Here is a 15,605-nt window from a genome sequence, read left to right on the forward strand (position 1 = left end):
GAGCACCGGACAGCGCGGGCGCGGAAGCGTTCGGCCTGGCAGCTTCCTGTGGCGACGATGCGCCCCCTGTTTTGCACGGGTTTTCTGAAAAGTGATTACCACCATGCATGACCTGCCCGACCCTCTGCACCCGACCGATACATTTATCCAGCGGCACCTGGGACCCAGTGACGACGAGCTGCGCACCATGCTCGCGGTGCTCGGGTACGACTCCCTCGATGCCCTCACCGAAGCGACCGTTCCCCCGGCGATTCGCACGTCGCGGCCGCTCGCGCTCGGTGTGCCGCGCGGCGAACACGAGTTGCTGGCCGAACTGCGCGCCATCGCCGGGCAGAACCGCGTGCTGAGGTCGCTCATCGGTTTGGGCTACCACGACTGCATTACACCACCCGTAATTCAGCGGAACATCCTGGAAAACCCGGGCTGGTATACCCAGTACACACCCTACCAGGCCGAAATCAGCCAAGGGCGCTTGGAAGCCCTGATCAACTTCCAGACCATGGTCTCCGACCTCACGGGTCTGCCGCTGGCGAATGCGTCGCTGCTCGACGAGGCCACTGCCGCCGCCGAGGCGATGACCATGTGTCACCGCATCGCCCGCGGCAAACGCAATGCCTTCTTCGCCGCGGCGGACTGCCACCCCCAGACCCTCGCGGTGCTCCAGACCCGGGCGGAGCCACTCGGGATCGAGTTGCGCTGTGGGGATCCAGCCACGTTGGACCTCGCCGACGGCAGCATCTGCGGCGTGCTCGTGCAGTACCCGGCCACCGACGGTCGCGCCTATGACTACACCGCGCTGGTCACGGCCGCACACGCCGCTGGCGCACTCGTGGTTTTCGCGACGGACCTGCTCGCGCTGACCCTGCTCAAGCCGCCGGGGGAGTTCGGCGCAGACATCGCCGTTGGCAGCGCGCAGCGCTTCGGCGTGCCGCTCGGCTTCGGCGGACCGCACGCCGCCTTCATGGCTACGCATGAGGACCATGCCCGCCAGATGCCCGGCCGGATCGTCGGCGTATCGAAGGACGTGCAAGGCAACCCCGCGTTCCGGCTCGCGATCCAGACGCGCGAACAGCACATCCGCCGTGAGAAGGCCACCAGTAACATCTGCACGGCGCAGGTATTGCTCGCGATCATGGCAAGCATGTACGCGGTCTACCACGGCCCGCACGGCCTGCGCCGCATCGCCGAACGCATTCACACGGCTGCGCGGGCCTTCGCGGCGGTGCTGGCCGAGGCCGGCTTCCGGGTGCCCGCGGGGGTGTACTTCGACACCCTGCGCATCGGTGTGCCGGGCGGGCGCAGCAGTGCCGAACGGGTCCTGGGAGCCGCGCGGCAGGCCGGCTTCAACCTGCGCGACTTCGGTGACGAAACCATCGGCATCGCGCTGGACGAGAAAATCACCCGCGCCGAACTGGTTCGCCTGCTGGGCGCTTGTGGCGTGCCCGAGCCCGCTGCCAGTCTCGCGCGACACCTGGGGGCGGCGGAGGCCGCTCCCGTGCAGGCCCTGCGCCGCACGAGCCCGTACCTGACGCACGCCGTTTTCAACAGCTACCATGCCGAACACGAGCTGCTGCGCTATCTCAAGCGGCTCGAGGCCCGCGACCTTTCCCTCTGCACCTCGATGATCCCGCTCGGCTCCTGCACGATGAAGCTCAACGCGACGTCGGAAATGCTTCCCGTGACGTGGCCCGAGTTCAGCCAGATCCATCCCTTCGCCCCGCTCGACCAGACCCGTGGCTACCAGACGCTCTTTCGGCACCTCGAGGGTACCCTGGCCGAGATCACCGGCTTTTCGGCCGTGTCGCTGCAACCCAACAGTGGTGCTTCCGGAGAGTATGCCGGGCTGCTCACCATTCGCGCCTACCACCAGAGCCGTGGCGAGGGCCACCGCAACGTCTGCCTCGTGCCGATCTCCGCCCATGGAACCAACCCCGCCAGTGCCATCATGGTGGGCTACGAAGTCGTGATCGTCGCCTGCGACGCGCACGGCAACATCAGTCTCGACGACGTTCGGGCCAAGGCCGCCGCGCATCGCGCGCGTCTCGCCGGTATCATGATCACGTATCCTTCCACGCACGGGGTTTTCGAGCCCGGCGTGAAGGACATCTGTGCCGTGGTGCATGAGCATGGCGGCCAGGTCTACATGGACGGCGCCAATCTCAATGCCCAGGTCGGCTTGTGTCGGCCGGGAGAACTCGGCGCCGACGTCTGCCACCTGAACCTGCACAAGACTTTCTGCATCCCGCACGGCGGCGGCGGCCCGGGCATGGGACCGATCGCCTGCGCCGCGCACCTGGCGCCGTTCCTTCCCGGCCATCCGCTCGTCGCTTGCGGCGGTTCCCAGGCGATCGGGCCCGTTTCGGCGGCCCCTTTCGGCAGCGCCAGCATCCTGCCGATCTCGTGGATGTATATCGGGCTGATGGGCGCCGAGGGCCTGCGCCGCGCGACCCAGGTCGCGATTCTCAACGCCAACTACATGGCCCAGCGGCTGGGCGCGCACTACCCGGTGCTGTACACGGGGCCGGGCGGCCGCGTGGCGCACGAGTTCATCATTGACCTGCGGGAATTGAAGAAGTCCGCGCATGTCGAAATCGACGACGTCGCCAAGCGGCTGATGGACTATGGCTTCCACGCGCCGACAATGTCGTGGCCGGTAGGCGGCACACTGATGATCGAACCGACGGAAAGTGAATCACAGGCCGAATGTGACCGCTTGTGCGACGCACTCATCGCGATCCGGCAGGAGATCCGCGACATCGAGCAGGGACGGCTTGCCTATGAGGACAGTCCGCTGCACCACGCACCGCACACGGCCGCCGCGGTCTGCGGCACCGAGTGGGGCCGCGCTTACCCGCGTGAACAGGGTGCTTTTCCAGCCCCCTGGACGCGACAGCACAAGTTCTGGCCGGCGGTGGCGCGCATTGACAATGTGTACGGCGACCGGCACCTGCACTGCACCTGCCCGGACGTGACGGCCTATGCGTGAGGCGGGCGGCAATGCGACCGCAAGGGCACAGCGGTGACCTGTCCCCCCGGCATGCCCCGCGACGATCCAAGTTCGGACCATGGGGGCTGCCGGCCGGTGCCGATAGGAGTGGCAGGGCCCGCCACGGGTGCGGGCGACAATCCGCCCGAGGATGGTCATGGCCGCGTCACTGCTCCCTTGCTCCGTTCGTTCCTGGAATTTGCGGCACCCCCTGCGATGGGGCGCGCTCGCCGTCCTGATGCTGCTCGCGCCGCTGGGGTGCAGTCTCCACGATGATCCCCACTACAACCCGTATGCCCCGACCGGTGGCGACCCGACGCTGCTGCGCGCGGCGGACGAGCTTATGAATGTCGCGGGTGAAGGGGTCGACAACCTGCAGCGCCGGCTCGACAATATCATTGCGGATTAGCCATGATCCTATCCTCCCACGGGAGCACCGGGCTGGTCCGCGTGTGTTCGGGTCCGATGGCGGCGGAAGCTGGCGCTTTGCGATGATGCTCTGCTATACAAGCGACCTGCACGGTGACGCTGGGTTATACGCCCAGCTCGATGCGCTCGTCCGGGCAGAGCGTCCCGAGTTGCTGATTCTGGGGGGTGACTTGCTCGGAGACGGCGATCGCAACGACCCGCGCCACTCGCAGGTACGCTTTGTGGACACCGAGTTGCTGCCGCGTATCGCCGCGTGGCGGGCGGCCGTTCCGGGCCTATGGGTGGCCTGTCTGCCCGGCAACCACGAGTGGCTCTGCACCTACGAAGCGCTGGTCGCACGGGCCGCGCAGGGTGGGTACACGGTCTTGTCACATGAACGTGCCTGGACGTATCGTGGCTTCCGGTTTCTCGGGCTGATGTACACGCCGCCCACACCCCATTACGGCAAAGATCTCGAGCGTCTCGATCTGCCCGGGGATGCCCCACCGGCCTGGGGCGGTGTCGTCTGGGATCCCAAGCGTGGCACAGTGGTCGAAGTCTCGGCCGCGGAGCACTTCCGGCAGAATCCGTCGCTGGAGCAGATTCTCGCGCCGGCCCCGCCGACCGCGGATCCGTGGATCCTCGTGGCGCACGCTCCGCCCTACGACACGGCCCTCGACCGGCTGCCGGGCCATCCCCAGCCGATCGGCTCCCGGGCCGTCCGCGCCTTTATCGAGACCCGTCAACCCGCCCTCGCTCTGCATGGTCACGTGCATGAGTCGCCCCAAGTGAGTGGGCGTTACTTTGAAATCATCGGCCGCACACTCTGCATCAACCCCGGTCAAGGGCACGATCGGCTGCACGCGGTGCTGCTGGACCTGAACCGCCCGTCTGAAACCCTGCTACACACGGTGCTTGCGTGACGGGCGCACCGGCGGACCTCGTGCGGGTGGTGCAGGTCGCGCTCGGCGGTCGTAACCTGGTGCTGATAGGGTATCGCGGTTGCGGTAAGACAACGGTGGGGCAGCGGCTGGCGGATTGGCTCGGACGGGCTTTCGTGGACACGGATGCGCAGATCGAGGCGGAAGCGGGCCGCACGGTGTGGGAGATCTTCGTGTCGGAAGGGGAGGAGGGTTTTCGGCAGCGTGAAGCGGACGTGATCCTCCCGCTGGCCGTGCCGGCATGCCGTATTCTCAGTATCGGGGGTGGTGCCGTGCTGCGCCCGGACAACCGCGCGGCCCTGAAGTCCGGAGGTGTCGTGGTGTGGCTGCAGGCGCCGGCGGAGATTCTGCATGCGCGGTTGTCCGCGGATGCGCGCAGCGCGACGCTGCGCCCGGCCTTGACGGGGCGCGACCCGCTTGATGAGGTGCGTCACTTGCTTGCGGAGCGGGAACCGCTTTACGCTGCCGTCGCGACGTGCGTGGTCCCCACGGCGAATCGCTCACCCGATGAGGTTGCCATGGGTGTGCTGCGCGCGATCGGCACTTCGTCGGCCGGACCGGACAGAACCTGATGCCGCACATTTCGAACCAGGTCTTGCTGTGGCTCGTCGGCCTGTGCGTCGGCAGCTTTCTGAACGTGGTCGTCTATCGCCTGCCGGCCGGCATCCCCCTGAGCAACCCGCGCTGGTCGTTCTGCCCGCACTGCCGCCGCACGCTCCGGTGGTTTGAGAACCTACCACTCGTGAGTTGGCTCGTGTTGCGCGCCCGGTGCCGAACGTGTCACGCCCCCATCTCGGTGCAGTACCCCCTGGTTGAGGCGCTGACCGGTCTCACCTTCGTGCTGATCTATCACCTGCTCTTCGTTGTGGAAGCGCAGGCCGACTGGACGTGGCGCCCCGGTGCGGCGGATCTGCCCTTGCTGCTGGCGTGGTTGGTCCTCGGGGCGGCGCTGGTTGCGGTTTCGGCGATGGATATTGCCACGTATACGCTCGATGTGCGCGTGACGTACGTCGCGCTCGCGATTGGCATTGCAGCTCATGCCGTCTGGCCGCGCGCGGAGGTCTATGCCCCCGTGGGGTCGGCACCGCTCGGGCTCGCAGCCCTGCTGGCCCTGGGGGTCTCCGGGGCGCTGCTCTGGTGGGCAGCGCGCCATGAACTTGGTGACATGGATGTTGAGGGGCCGGCGGCACCGGGACAACGGTCGGCGCCACTCTCCTCGGTCGAGAATGCCGAGCCCGAGTTGTCTCATCCGAACGACGTAGATGTTTCGCCTCTTGCGAGTGCCGCCCCGGCGCCACCTGATACGACCGTTGGTGATACAGCACCACGGCTTGAGACAGCGCCGTCAATCGCTACACCCCCGGACTCCGCGCCGGCGCTCCACCGGCCGCTCGAGCTGTTCGGCGGCACGGCACTGATGTTACTCCTGACCTTGGGTGCGCTCGCGCTGGTCGCCGCCCCGATCTTTGCGGGCGGCAGCATCTTTTTCCTGAGGCCGCACCCGCCGACGATTCTGGCGGTGTTTATCGCGGTGTATTTGGCGATGGTGTTGACGGGCGGTCAGAGCCGCGCCGCGGATGAGGAGATCGAAGCCGCGATTGCCGAGGAGGAGCCCGCTGCGCGTCGGATGGTTCTGGGGGACCTGCTGTGGCTCCTGCCCGCGATCGTCCTGGGAGGGGGCGCACTTGTCGCGTGTGCTGTGCTGCCCGGCGTGGAGGGCTGGTGGCGGACCGCGGCGACCTGGAATCCGGTCGGGGGTTTCGAACCTTTGGCAGGTATCGCCTACGCGTGCTGTGGAGCGGTGGTCGGCGCCGGCGCCGGCTGGGTGCTGCGCGTGGGTTTCACGCTGGCCTTCGGCCGCGAGGCCTTCGGCACGGGCGATATCTACATTCTCGCCGCGGCGGGTGCGGTGGTGGGCTGGGACCTCGTGTTGCTGGGTTTGTTACTTTCGGTGGGGATCGCGCTGTGCGGCTGGGTCCTCATGCGCGTGCTGAAGGCCACGGTCATGATTCCTTACGGTCCGTGGCTGGCGCTGGGTTTCCTGCTGGCCTTGTGGCTGCACAAGCCGGCCCGTGCGATCGCGTTGACCTACTGGCAATCCATCCAAGTCACTGCCGTCGAGCGCCCCGATCTCCTGCTGATGCTCGCGGGTCTGCTGCTGGTCGGAATGGTCGGAGCCATTGCACTCGCGAAGCTTCTGCGCCGCTGGATGGATCCGACAGAAGCGAAAGGGCCGCGGGTGGACAACGGTACACCTTGATCGTCCCCAAGGCCGGCCCGCTCATTCCGGCAGCCATTCGATCCATAGCCGTGCCGTCGGATAGTCGATTGTGCACTTGCTCATTAGCCGGAAGGTGGGCATGCCGATCAGTACATCCGTCTGCATACCGAGTACCGGGCCAAGAATCTCATCCAGGAGACTGAGGCCCAGTCCACCATAGCCCTCGAATCGCCGCCCGGCGAACTCCAACGGCGCGCCCGGTGACATTGACAACTTGGTGGCGTGACCGCTGCCGACCCCAAGCGGCATCTCGAACTCAAAAGTCTGCAACTCCTCCTCGGTGAAGAGCAGTGCCTGCCGTGATGGCGAGATGGCGATTGCATCCGCCCCTGTATCCAACAGCGCCACGGCCGGGGCATCACCGAAAACCACGGGCACCATCAGCTTGGCATCCCCGACGATGCGGACATCGACGGCCGCCCCCGGCGCCGGTGAGCCCGACGATGCGCTGACCTCGAACGTCGCTTCCGCAAAGTCAAGCGTCAAGCGTGCGTCACCGAAGATTCCCGTGCCGACGATGCCGTCCGCCAGGTTCATGAGTGCGCTGCGCACGTCGAAGGTGCGGCACAGCACACGCTCCAGCTCGACCCCGCCGATTTCCACCCGCTCAAGCAATACCTGCCCGGTAGTCTGCTTGCCCGACACCCCGCGCACGGATGCAGGTGCAATCGACTTCAGCCCGAGGTCATCGGCGATGGCCTGATCAAGGGCGATCATGATGCTGCCGCCCGTGTCGAGGATCATGCGGTAGGGTCCCTGGCCGTTGATCACGACGTCACAAGCCGGCAGCCCAATCAGTACCAGCGGTGGCATGGGGGCGCTGCCGTAGCGTCGCACCTGATTCAGCGGGTCGGGGCCGATCCGGTTGAGAAACGTGCTGACACCCGCAACCGACTCGGCGAGGTACATCTCCGGATAACCGTTCCGCGAGCTGGCGAGCCGCTCGATACGCTGCAGAAGCTGCGGTGCGCCCTCGAACTGTTGGGCGGCCGTACGCGCCTGGAACAGGCGATAGAGATCCTCAGGTGCGGCCGAGGGCTGCCCCCCCAGACGCTCGGCGAACGCCCGCGCTGTGTCGCGCGATCCGCGTGCGAGGTGGAGGTCGGTCAGTACGCGCAGTGCTACCCGATCGTTCGACTGCGGGTCGAGCAGGTCGGCATGCCACTCGGCTTCCGGCAGGCGCCCGGCGCGCCAATAGGCCCGTGCGATCCGCGCGCGCATTTCCGGTGAGTGCTTCCCGAGCAGGACCGCCGCGTCGGCCAACTGGGCCCCCGTCTGCCAGTCATCCGCCCGATACGCGGTGTCCAACGCCCGCACGAGTGCGCGCTCGGCCTGCTCTACCGCGCGCGGCACGCGTTCCTTCCACGGATTCTCCGCCAACACCATGCCCGGCAGCAACATGAGTACCATCCACGCGGGGTGCAGCCGACTTCTCTGCATTGTGCTTCCTTTCCGCTGCCGGGCCGCCACGCCCAGAGGTGCAGCGCACCCCGTGAGCAAAGGGTCATGGCCGCGGCGCTGGACCGTCCCGGGTGGGACTGGCGGTGCCACGCTGGCGCGGGCCGCCGGATTTGGCCGCCCGCAAGCCACGGCGCTGGGCCTCCTCGGCCGACGAATAGTGGCGGAGATTACTGGGGCCGATCTGCGCCAGCCAGCCGGAATCCGGTTGATGATAGACATGACTCTGGATCGAACCGTACACCGGTTCACGCGCCGGGGTGCCCACCGCGGTTTTCAGTTCGCTGGCAAGTGTCCGGGCCAGATCCGCGTCGTCTGTAAAAAGCCCCACCCCCCGCTCGCGGGCCCCGCGCTGCGCGCGTGTTTCGATGCCTTCGCCGCGCGCTTTCAGCGAGTACATCGCATCCCGGTCCTCGTCCGTCCCAACCAGTAGCAGCCGGCGACCGGTGATCTGTGCGATGTCGCCGGCCGGATCAAGGCCGTGAGCCGCCAGCAGAGGCGAGAGTCCGACCACGGTGTCCACGCTACGATCCGCCGCGGTGTATTGCAGCGCAACGCTCACGCCCAGCCCGGTGCCCACCAGGGCAAAACGTGCCCGGTCGTGGCGCGGCGATGCGGCGAGCCAGTCGTAGGCCCCCCGCAAATCATGCTGCATCGCACGAAAAACCGCGGCTTCGTTCGCCTGCACCGCTTCCCGCGTCGCCGTCGTCGCGCTTTCGCCGTGCCCGCGCAGATCGGGTGCGAGGATCGCGAAACCGGCCTCATGCAGCGGCGCCAGCAGCGGCTCCCAGGCGGCCCGACACTCGTGCAGACCGTGCAGCAAGATGACGATGGGGGCCGGGTCACGTTGTGTCAGGGGGGGTGGGTAGTAGGCCGCATGGATGCGCAGCCCATCGCTGGCAGCAAAGGTGACGGGTTGTGCCTCCAGCGCCCAGGTGGCCAGCGGGCCGCCGCTCAGCAGGAACAGGATCCCCGTCCACCACCACCGCCCCGTGCACGCCTGCATGGCTAGACCTCCGCCCGCGGATTGAATAGGGGCCGGACCCCGCCGACCCCGCGGGCAGAGATTCTACCGGACGGCGGTGGCAATACACCAGCCAGGTCTGCATAATCAGGGGAGTAAGTGGGTGTGTCGGGAATTGTCTCCGCCCGTCGCCGGTTTCCCTAGCAGTGGGCGCCTGTCGGCGGGGATCTTGGAGCCCCATGGCTGGCGCCGACTCCAAAGCGTTCGAGCAGGTGGCGATGCCGCACCTCGACCTCCTGTATCGGGTGGCGCGGCGGCTCACCCGCCATCAGCACGAGGCGGAAGACCTGGTGCAGGAGACGTATCTCAAGGCCTACCGGGCGTTTGAGAACTTCGAGTTGCGGGAGTTCGGCATCCGGCCTTGGTTGCTCAGAATCCTGCACAACACGCATCTGAACCGGGCGGTGCGTGAGAATCGTGCCCCGCAGGCCGTAGATCACCAGACGCTCGAGCAGAGCCAGTCCGGCGATGCCGCCTTTGTACCGACCGAATTGGATTACGAGCGGCTGGACGGCGAGGTGAAACGAGCCCTCGACCAGCTTGCACCGGACTTCCGCACGGTGTTGCTGCTCTGGGCGACCGATGAACTGACGTACCAGGAGATGGCTGAAATTCTCGACGTGCCGATCGGTACCGTGATGAGCCGGCTGTATCGCGCCCGTCGTGAGATGGCCGAGCGGCTTTCTGAATACGCCCAGGAGCACCGGATTCCGCCGACCAGGGACCGCGCATGAGCACGCAAGACCCGCAACATAAGCTGGTTGCTTACGCCGACGGCCGCTTGCCGCCGGACGAAGCCGCCGCGGTGGAGCGCGAGCTCGCCGCAGATTCTGCGGCGCGCGCCGTCGTGGCCCGGTTGTGGGCTTTTCGCAGTACCATCCGGCGAGCGGTCGTGACCGAGCCCGTACCGGCCGAGTTGGCCGCGCGGGTTGCGGCGCGACTGCGGGCGCTTGCGGATGAGCACACCTCCGAGGCATCCACGGAGGTCCGCTGGGCGCCTCTTCGTGGAGCCGTGGATCGCGCGATGCGATCAGAAACCACGCCCTCCGATCTTGTGGACCGCGTGCAGGTTGCACTGTCAGCGGCCGCGAGTACCAGCGGCCAGATTCCCCTCCGTCGCACGCGACCGCGTTCTGCCCTGATCCTGCGTTTCGGCCTATCCGGCCTCGCAGCAGCGGCGACCGTGGTCCTGGCCGTCTTCCTTTGGCCACGCGAAGCGGCTGCGGTGGATGCCCGCGGCTTTGCTCGCATACACGAAAAGTGTGCGGTAACAAGCCGCCACGACAGCTTCGGCTTGCGAGCGGCGGGCGCCTCCGAAGCCAGTGCCCGTATCCGCGCGCGGGCCCAGTTTGCCGTCCACATGCCCGACCTGACCGGTTGCGAGGGACACTTTGAATTGGACGGCGTCTGCGGTTGCTCTCCACTCCAGGACATGGTCTGCATCCACGCATTCTACCGCGACCGGAACGATCCCACGCGGGTAGTCTCCGTCTTCGCGGCGGAACGCCCGTTCCGCATGTGCCGCGATGGCAAATTGTGCGAGCGCCGCGGGGGCAAGTCCTGCGGTTACCGCGTAACGTGCGTCGACGACGTGACGATTGTGGCCTGGGAGCGTGACGGGCAATATTTCCTGCTGACTGGGCGCTTCGCCGAAGATACGTTGGCGGCCTTGCAGCAGAACATGCAGTTTGCCGGCCTACCGCAGGGACGGATCGACTTCGGGGCGCTTGCGGCGCTGCTCAAGCTGGGGCCGACGCCGCGCTGAGTGCGGTGAGCGTCGGGATGGGGGTGTTTTCGACTTGGCCCCGAACCGGGGGGGGTTCCGCCAATTGTGCCGCAAATCACGCCGGAAGTGTCCGCGCGCTGTTGTAGGAGCGGGGCCGGCCGGGCAGAATCTGCGCCATCACGAGGGGGCTGGGCACGGCCCGGAGCGGCCGAGAGGAGTTGGCGCATGAGGCGCATTGGATTGGGTGGCGTGGTTGTCGCGTTGGCTTTGCTGGTATTGACCGGGTGCCGCAAGCCGGCGGATGAATTGGTCCCATTCCAACCGGAAGTGCGGGATTATTCGCGGCCGCTGCCACCGGGGGCGCTGGCTTTGCGGAAGATTCCGCCGGAGCAGTACCCGGATTTCGGACAGGGCTTTGGCGGGCGCCCGGGACTGCGTGAGGCCATTCAGCACAGTCTGGCTTACCTCGCCAAACCATCGAGCCAGCGCTACTTTCCTTATGGTGACATCAGCCACGCGCGCGCCGTGGCTTCGTTGCAGCGTTTTCTCGTGCTATTGGACACGGCCACATCGCCTGCGGCGCTCAACGCGGCCATTCGCAACGAGTTTGACGTCTACCAATCCGTGGGCTTCGATGACCGTGGGTCGGTCTACTTCACCGGCTACTACACGCCGATTTTTGACGGTCGGCGGCAGCGCTCTGAAGCATTCCGTTATCCCCTCTATCGCCTGCCCCCCGACCTGGTGAAGGACCCGGAGGGACGTACGCTCGGCCGACGAACGGCGGCCGGTACGATCGAACCGCGCTATCCGACGCGGCGTGAGATCGAGTCCGGACGGTTGCTGGACGGACTCGAAATCGCCTGGGTCCGCTCCGCCTTCGAGGCCTACATCATCACGGTGCAGGGCTCGGCGAAGCTGCGGCTGGAAGACGGCCGGATCTACGAGGTGGGCTACGCGGGGAACAACGGCCACGAGTATACGCCGGTGGCGCTGGAGCTGGTGCGCGATGGGCACATGACCCGTGACGAGGTTTCGCTCCAGGCGATGCGGAGATTCTTTGAGGCAAACCCGCGTTCGGTGTACGCCTACTGCTGGAAAAACGATCGGTACGTGTTTTTTCAAGAGGCGCCGGGCGGGCCGTTCGGCAGTCTGAATACCCCGGTGATTCCTTTCAGGTCACTGGCGACGGACAAGGAAGTCTTCCCACGCGCATGCCTTTCCTTTTTGCAGGCGAACTTGCCAACCGATGCGGGTGGGCAGATCAGCTACCTGCAATATGGCGGCTTCGCGCTGGATCAGGATACGGGTGGCGCGATCCGCGCCGCCGGCCGCTGCGACATCTACATGGGTGTCGGTCCGCAGGCCGAGGCCCTGGCGGGTCGCACCGGCTCTGAAGGCCAGTTGTACTACATCTTCGTGAAGCAGTAGCAGCCCCACACCGCTGCGAACCGGCCGGCGGCTCATGCCGGCCCAGAACCGACACTGCGCCGGTGTCTGGCAGCGCTCCTGCCGCCGCGGTACCATCCCAGCGGCACAGAGCGCTACGCGCGTACCTGCGCCGGGAGGTGCTTGTGATGGCCGACGACGGCGGGGTACCGGATGGATTGCGATACGCAACGGCGCACCCGACATGGACACGGGCCATCCGGCGCCACGCTCCTTGGCTCTTCATCGCGGGACTCGTCTGTCTGTATTTCGGTCTGAGTCTGATCCCGACGGCGCCCGGGGCAGCGCAAGGAGCCGAGGTCGAGCGCTGGCGGGCCATCGATCGGGCCTGTTTTCTCGTTCTGCGGATCATCGGGGGAGCTTTCCTGCTCACCGCCGGTCTCATGTTGTGCGGCTTGCGGGTGGCCCTCCTCGTGGGGGTGCTGGTTGAGGGCGCGTTCGCCGCGCTCGTCGCAGTCATGTCGGTGCTCTGGACCCTGCGGGCCCGCGCCGACGGCCACTGGGACATTTCCGTTATCCTGCTCGTAGTCTTTTTCCTGATGGCGCTCCTGAACGCGCGCGACATGCTGGGAGAGTATCGGGCCAGCCGTCCGAACTCGGGGGGTGGAGCGCCCCCCGCATGACTGCCGGCGCCCGCAACGAGCCCTCCCCGGAAGCAGCGCGCTACCGGCGGCAGATGCGCTTCGAACCCATCGGCCCATCCGGCCAACGCCAGCTCCGCCACAGCTTCATCAGCATCATCGGCTGCGGCGCACTCGGCAGCGTGTTGGCGGAGACTCTCGTGCGCGCCGGCGTCGAGGCCGTGCGGATCATCGACCGCGACTTTCTTGAGATCGATAACCTTCAGCGACAGGTGCTCTTCGACGAGCACGACATCGCCGCCAACCTGCCGAAGGCCGAGGCGGCTGCCCGCAAGCTGCGGCGCATCAACTCCGCCGCGGAGATTGAACCCGTCGTCGCGGACCTGTGTCCGGCCAACGCGGAGAAGCTCCTCGCCGATGCCGACTTGATTCTTGACGGTACTGACAACCTTGAAACCCGCTACCTCGTGAACGACGTGGCCGTGGCGCACAAACTTCCCTGGGTGTATGGCGGCTGCGTCGCGGCGGAGGGGCGCGTGCTCGCCGTGTTGCCGGGACGTTCAGCTTGTCTGCGCTGCGTCTGGCCGGAGCCGCCCGCGCCCGGCACGCTGCCGACGTGCGACACGGCCGGCGTGCTGGGGCCGGCGGTCAACATGGTGGCCAGTCTACAGGCGCTGACGGCGCTCAAACTGCTCACCGGGCACGAGGCGGGTGTTGGCGGGCGGCTGCATGCGCTGGATGTCTGGACCGGGCGGTGGGTACAAATTACCACGCTGCGAGAGGCGGATTGTCCGTGCTGCGTACAGGGGGTGTTCGCATTTCTGCGCGGTACCCGCGGCGCGACGACCACCACGCTCTGTGGTCGCGAAGCGGTACAGATTACGCCGGAGCCGCGTGCCGACGGGGGGAAGCTCGACTTCCGGACCATCGTGCGGGGCCTGCCGGACCGATCACACCCGCGTCAGAACGAGTTCATGCTGCGCTTCACGCTGGAGCATCTGCAAATCACGCTCTTTCCGGATGGTCGCGCGATCGTACAGGGCACGAACGACCCGGCCGTGGCGCGGGGCGCATACGCCAAGTACGTTGGAATGTGAATACGCGGAACGGACGTGCGCACCCCAGCGTGCCGGATGTCAGGGTGGTGCGGTAAACTTGTAGATCCGGATTGCCGACGCCGGCGCACTCCACACGAGGCGGAGGCAAGTCCACCGGTCGTAAGCAGCGACGAGTTCGCGGGGCCACTCCGGCTCGTAATAGTCGAGGTCAATCAGCAGGTAGTCGACACCGTGCGAGCTTGCCAGCGACGTAAACTCCTCCTCGTCAGCCACGCAGCGCAGCCGCGCCACCAGCGACCACTGCGCATCGACGTCCGCGGCCGGGTTCGTGTGTGCCGGCGGCAGTGCCAGGCACTGGCGGCCCGTCAGTCCGGCTACATAGACGTAGCCGATTTCGGGTTGGCATAGCACGAGCGCATCCGCGGGGGTTTCCGCGCGCAGCCAGGCGAGCCACCCGTAGGCCGCCGCATCGCCGGGCGGGAGCGGTAGAACGTGTGTGCGCAATTCAGGAAGCTGTGGTAGCACCGGTGCGAGTGCGGCGAGCAGCGTCACGGTCAACGCGCTGCGGAAGGGCAGCCACAGGCGCGCCGGTCCTGAGGCGCGCTCGGCCGAGAACCGGGCGAGCCGTACAGCGCCCACCGTGGCGCACAGGCCGACGGCAAACTGGGCATGCCAGAGGAATTCGTGCGGCAGAAGATACGGTACGGGTACGATTTCACGGCCACCAAGATAGCCCAGCAACGCACCGGCAGCGCCGACGAGCAGGTAGCCGAGGATCCAGGCCTGGTCGCGTGCGGTGCGCACAAGGTGCACGATCCCGCCGGCGGCAAGCAACAGCACCAGCGGGGCGTGTGTCTGCAACCCGAACGAGAAGGTGAAGAATTCCGGTGGCGTGTAGGTGAAGGGAGCGGTGTTGAGCTTGGGCAACTCCACGAGATGGGCGATCAACGGGCTCGTGAGCACGCCGGTCACCAGTGCCAGCAGGAGCATGCGCGCCACCGCGCGCCGGCGCGCGCCGGGGGTCCGCCCTACGCCGGCCATGGCCGCATGCAGGAAGATCGCGCCGGCCGCGACGACACCTGTAAGCGGATGGCACCAGACCGTTGCAGCGAGAGTAATCCCCGCTGCGCCGGCAGCCCAGCGCGGTCCACTCAGCGTGTGGCGCCAGAGCAACAGCGTGACCCACGCCAGTACGCTCGTCTGGATGCTTGGCATGGGGCCATGTGCCCGCGTCAGCCACCACAGCGACCCGAGCAGCACAAGTGGCACCGCGACTACCCCGCCGGCCACGCCGGCCAGTGTGCGGCCAAGTACGTAGAGCAGCACAACCAGCAGCCCGTTCACCACGTAAGCACTGGTTGCGTAGACGTGCTCGGGTGGCAGACCGGTGAGGTAGCTGGCGACGGTGAACATAGCCGGGTTGCCAGGGGCGTACCACAACGGATAGCCAGGCAGGGTGGGGTCGACCCACCCGCGCCCGCCCTGAATAGCCCGCACGCTGGCCGTGTCGCGAAACGTGTCGTAGAACACAGCCGGTACCCCGCCGGTCGCAAACGCCACCCACCCCATCCAGCCCGCGAGCAGCAACAGCAGGGCAGCGGCGTCCGCCCGACGTGTGGTTTTCGCTGGGCGCCCGCCGCCCGCCGCAGCGCAGGGTTCGGAGGTATGCTGGGCTGGTGGTACATGCATCCGG

13 protein-coding genes are annotated in these 15,605 nt (G+C 66.9%); 10 read left to right on the forward strand and 3 right to left on the reverse strand.

Annotated elements, in window-relative coordinates:
• Positions 1–103 precede the first annotated feature (103 nt).
• The 5 genes from gcvP (at position 104) to IPM18_16250 (ending at position 6,595) form a co-directional block, all read left to right on the forward strand.
• On the forward strand, positions 104–2,986 hold the full coding sequence (gene gcvP / locus IPM18_16230) for an aminomethyl-transferring glycine dehydrogenase (GenBank protein ID MBK9121130.1): 2,883 nt from the start codon (positions 104–106) through the stop codon (positions 2,984–2,986).
• Positions 2,987–3,143: 157 nt separating this feature from the next.
• On the forward strand, positions 3,144–3,395 hold the full coding sequence (locus tag IPM18_16235; protein MBK9121131.1) for a hypothetical protein: 252 nt from the start codon (positions 3,144–3,146) through the stop codon (positions 3,393–3,395).
• Between the two features lie 82 nt (positions 3,396–3,477).
• Positions 3,478–4,317: a metallophosphoesterase gene (locus IPM18_16240; GenBank protein ID MBK9121132.1), complete on the forward strand. Its 840-nt coding sequence runs from the start codon at positions 3,478–3,480 to the stop codon at positions 4,315–4,317.
• Complete coding sequence (locus IPM18_16245; protein ID MBK9121133.1) at positions 4,314–4,907, forward strand: shikimate kinase; 594 nt, start codon at positions 4,314–4,316, stop codon at positions 4,905–4,907. Before IPM18_16240 ends, IPM18_16245 begins: the two co-directional genes overlap by 4 nt.
• On the forward strand, positions 4,907–6,595 hold the full coding sequence (locus IPM18_16250) for an A24 family peptidase (GenBank protein MBK9121134.1): 1,689 nt from the start codon (positions 4,907–4,909) through the stop codon (positions 6,593–6,595). Before IPM18_16245 ends, IPM18_16250 begins: the two co-directional genes overlap by 1 nt.
• Before the next feature lie 21 nt (positions 6,596–6,616).
• On the opposite strand, the gene IPM18_16255 is transcribed toward IPM18_16250, so the two are convergent.
• Together IPM18_16255 and IPM18_16260 are read right to left on the reverse strand one after the other, a co-directional pair.
• Entirely contained in the window at positions 6,617–8,056 is a 1,440-nt protein-coding gene (locus IPM18_16255) for a retroviral-like aspartic protease family protein (GenBank protein ID MBK9121135.1), read from the reverse strand.
• A gap of 64 nt (positions 8,057–8,120) precedes the next feature.
• Entirely contained in the window at positions 8,121–9,080 is a 960-nt protein-coding gene (locus IPM18_16260; protein MBK9121136.1) for an alpha/beta fold hydrolase, read from the reverse strand.
• Positions 9,081–9,277: 197 nt separating this feature from the next.
• On the opposite strand from IPM18_16260, the gene IPM18_16265 reads away from it, so the two are divergent.
• The 5 genes from IPM18_16265 (at position 9,278) to IPM18_16285 (ending at position 13,951) form a co-directional block, all read left to right on the forward strand.
• On the forward strand, positions 9,278–9,832 hold the full coding sequence (locus IPM18_16265; GenBank protein MBK9121137.1) for a sigma-70 family RNA polymerase sigma factor: 555 nt from the start codon (positions 9,278–9,280) through the stop codon (positions 9,830–9,832).
• Positions 9,829–10,863 carry a hypothetical protein gene (locus IPM18_16270; GenBank protein ID MBK9121138.1) on the forward strand — a complete coding sequence of 345 codons (1,035 nt, stop codon included), beginning with the start codon at positions 9,829–9,831 and terminating at the stop codon, positions 10,861–10,863. The genes IPM18_16265 and IPM18_16270 overlap by 4 nt, the downstream gene beginning before the upstream one ends.
• Positions 10,864–11,049: 186 nt before the next feature.
• A complete protein-coding gene (locus tag IPM18_16275) occupies positions 11,050–12,255 on the forward strand; it encodes an MltA domain-containing protein (protein ID MBK9121139.1) in 1,206 nt (401 codons plus the stop codon).
• Between the two features lie 146 nt (positions 12,256–12,401).
• A complete protein-coding gene (locus IPM18_16280; protein MBK9121140.1) occupies positions 12,402–12,896 on the forward strand; it encodes a hypothetical protein in 495 nt (164 codons plus the stop codon).
• Positions 12,893–13,951 (forward strand): ThiF family adenylyltransferase, encoded by a 1,059-nt coding sequence (locus tag IPM18_16285; protein ID MBK9121141.1) that lies wholly within the window; start codon positions 12,893–12,895, stop codon positions 13,949–13,951. Before IPM18_16280 ends, IPM18_16285 begins: the two co-directional genes overlap by 4 nt.
• Before the next feature lie 39 nt (positions 13,952–13,990).
• On the opposite strand, the gene IPM18_16290 is transcribed toward IPM18_16285, so the two are convergent.
• Positions 13,991–15,601, reverse strand: coding sequence for a hypothetical protein (locus IPM18_16290; GenBank protein ID MBK9121142.1), 1,611 nt, complete (start codon positions 15,599–15,601; stop codon positions 13,991–13,993).
• Between the last annotated feature and the right edge of the window lie 4 nt (positions 15,602–15,605).

The sequence above is a fragment of the Phycisphaerales bacterium genome, assembly GCA_016716475.1.
In the GTDB taxonomy this organism is placed as follows: domain Bacteria; phylum Planctomycetota; class Phycisphaerae; order UBA1845; family Fen-1342; genus JADJWG01.